Annotated in this window: 3 protein-coding genes; 2 read left to right on the forward strand and 1 reads right to left on the reverse strand. The window is 72.9% G+C overall.

All coding sequences use genetic code 11. The features are described 5' to 3' along the window. A partial coding sequence (gene rlmM, locus D7Y15_RS42960) for a 23S rRNA (cytidine(2498)-2'-O)-methyltransferase RlmM (RefSeq protein ID WP_368667434.1) occupies positions 1–1113 on the forward strand: 1113 nt, incomplete at its 5' end. A gap of 71 nt (positions 1114–1184) precedes the next feature. Further along, positions 1185–1889, forward strand: a complete 705-nt coding sequence (locus D7Y15_RS42965) for a diguanylate cyclase (protein WP_121756171.1) — start codon at positions 1185–1187, stop codon at positions 1887–1889. Positions 1890–1925: 36 nt separating this feature from the next. Here D7Y15_RS42965 and D7Y15_RS42970 read toward each other — a convergent pair whose 3' ends face one another. Next, the gene (locus tag D7Y15_RS42970) at positions 1926–2843 is read right to left on the reverse strand and encodes a M23 family metallopeptidase (RefSeq protein WP_120580267.1); all 918 of its coding nucleotides are present in this window, start codon (positions 2841–2843) and stop codon (positions 1926–1928) included. Positions 2844–2933 lie beyond the last annotated feature (90 nt).

The raw sequence follows: 2933 nt of genomic DNA on the forward strand, positions 1-2933 counted from the left end.
CCCCGTGCCGGTGGCCCCGGACGCTCCGCCCCGGCTCCCATCGCCTCACCCGCGCCGCGCATCCCACCTCGGGCGCGCGTGCCGTCCATGCCCGCACAGACGCTGGCGGCCCAGCCGGGCCGGTGGCTGTGGACCTGCCGGGAGGGCTTCGAGTCGCACCTGTTCGAGGAGCTGACCTGGGCTGGAGCAGGTCCCCGCCTCCTGGGGCCGGCCCTGGTGGAGTCCGAGCAGCGGCCTGAAGTCCCCCCCGCCTTTGGCCGGGCGGTGGAGCGGGTCGTCGCCACCTGGGTGCCCCCGGGTGGAGGACAGGTGCCGGTGGAGGAACTCGTGGCTGCGATGTCCGGGCTGCCCTCGCGCGTGCCCTGGCTCCTGCGGGCCTACACGCCGGACAGCGCGAAGGGCAACACGCAGGCGGGCCGTGCCGAGGCGCTGGAAGCCACGGTCCGCGCGGCGCTCCCCTCGGGGCGCGTGCTGGAGGACGACGGACGGGCGCGCGAGGCGGGGGCCCTGCTGGTGGGCCTGTGCGTCGCGCCGGACGGGGTGCTGACCCTGGGCGCGGTGAGCGCCCGTGAGGCCCTGTCGCTCGCGCCGGGCGGGCGGCGGCGGATGAAGCGTGCGGGCGAGTCCCCTTCCCGCGCGGCGATGAAGCTGGAGGAGGCGCTGGACGGGCTGGCGCACGAGCCCGGGCGCGGCGACGTCTGCGTGGACCTGGGCGCGGCGCCGGGCGGCTGGACGCAGCGGCTGGTGGCGCGAGGGGCGCGGGTGGTGGCGGTGGACCCGGCGAAGCTGATGCCGGAGCTGGCGAAGAACCCGCGCGTCCAGCACGTGCAGGAGAGCGCCTTCGCCTACGCCCCGGAGGAGTCCGCGGACTGGCTCTTCTGCGACATGGCGTGGCGGCCCCTGGAGGTGGCGCAGCTGCTGGCCAAGTGGGGCCGGCGCCGCTGGGCGCGCAACCTGGTGGCCAACATCAAGCTGCCCATGAAGGACAAGAACCCGCTGCTCCTGCGGGTGCGCCAGACGCTCGTGGACGACGGGGGCTGGGAGGGCCTCACCGTCCGCCAGCTCTACCATGACCGGGATGAGGTGACGGTCACGGCGCGTCGCATGCGCTGAGGGCGACGGAGCGGGCGCGGGGAGAAGCTTTCCTGCGCCCGGGGCGGGTCCGCGCTACACACGCGGACACGATGCCCTACGCACTCGACGACGCCACCGCCACCGCCCTCGTCGCCCTCCACCCCCGGGCCGCGCGCCCGGGGCACGCCCAGGAGGCGCCGCAGGCCGCCGCCCAGGAGCTCATCGCCGCCGAGCAGCGCCGGCGAGGCCAACCGGACGCCACCGGGGCCCTGCACGTGCTGGCGCTCACCCAGGGCACGCTCCTCAAGGAGGAGTTCGACCTGTCCACGCACGCGCACCACGACGGCTGGCGCGTGGGCGCGCTGATGGTGGACGTGAAGGAGATGATCCACTTCAACGCGCGCTTCGGCTTCCCCGCCGGGGACGCGCTGCTCAAGGCCGTCGTGGCGTCGCTGGCCGCGCAGTACCCGGGCGCGCGCATCGTGCGCTTCCAGCCGGACGGCTTCGCGGTGCTGCTCGTGCCCACGTCCCAGCTCACCGTGCGCGAGGACGGCGCGGAGACGACTCGCGCGAAGCTGGCGGAGGACCTGCGCCCCGCGCTGCCTCCGGGAGCCTCCGACACCGACGTGCCGGGCTTCACCGTGGCGCTGCTGGAGCTGACGGTGCACCAGCCGTCACACTGGCAGGTGCTGGGACCGCTCCTGTGGGCAGAGGTGGAGCGGGCCTACATCATGGAGCGAACCGGGCGGACTCACGGCCTGCAGCGGCGGCGCCTGCGCCTGGACGCGTTCCTTCCGGAGCCGGAAGGAACCTGAGGCGCGTCCCCGAGCCACTCGTCTCCTACTCGGCTCCTACTCTTCAAGGATGAACTTGCGCGGGTTCTGCGGCACGCCGTTCACGCGCACCTCGTAGTGCAGGTGCGGGCCGGTGGAGCGGCCGGTGTTGCCCACGTTCGCGATGGCCGAGCCGCGCTTCACCCGGTCGCCGGCCTTCACGAGAATCTTGGACAGGTGGCCGTAGCGCGTCTTGATGCCGTAGCCGTGGTCGATGACGAGCACGTTGCCGTACCCGCCCTCCAGGCCCGCGAACACCACCGTGCCGTCCGACGGCGCGGAGACTTCCTTGCCGTGCGGCGCCGCGATGTCCAGGCCCGCGTGCGTCACGCGGTCCGCCGTGTACGGGTCCAGGCGCTGACCGAAATCGCTGGTCACCCAGCCGCGCGCCGGCCACACCGACGGCGTGGAGGCGAGCAGCGACTTCTGGTCCTGGAAGTAGGCCTGCAGGTCCTGGAGGCTCAGCTCCTGGCGGGTGGCCTCCGCGGAGAGCCGGTCCAGCCGGCCCAGCAGCACCTTCGGGGTGTCCGTGGTGGTCAGCTGGGTGAACTGCGTGTCCGTCGTGGGCGCCGTGGTGCCGGCCTCAGGCTCCGTGGGGCCCATGGCCAGGTTGCGCTGCGGGTCCGACAGCAACGTCACCGCGCGCAGCTTCTGGTCGAAACGCTCCACGCGGTCCAGCGTCGAACCGATGTGCTCGATGCGCTCACGCACCGACTTCAGCTGGGAACGCAGCGTGAGGTTCTCCTCACGCAGGATGCGGTTCTCCGACGCGTCCGCCGCCACCTGGAGGTAGTGGATGCTCGCACCGGCGCCCAGTCCCGCCACCAGCATCAGGCCCATGCCCACCTGCACCAGCCAGGAGCGCTGGATGGTGTAGCGCTTCACCGGAGCGTCGTGGTCCGGGATGACCATCAGCGTGAAGGACTTTTTGGCCACGGACCACTCCTGGGGAAACTCTTTCGCAACGTGGGACTTCCGGCGCCAGAAGCTAAGTCGCTCCCCGCGCTCGCAACACCTCCCCCACCC

This window comes from Corallococcus sp. AB030 (assembly GCF_003668965.1).
In the GTDB taxonomy this organism is placed as follows: Bacteria; Myxococcota; Myxococcia; order Myxococcales; family Myxococcaceae; genus Corallococcus; species Corallococcus exiguus.

Coding starts and splice junctions, on each gene's coding strand:
- D7Y15_RS42965 (WP_121756171.1), top strand. CDS start 1,185: ATGCCCTACGCACTCGACGACGCCACCGCCACCGCCCTCGTCGCCCTC.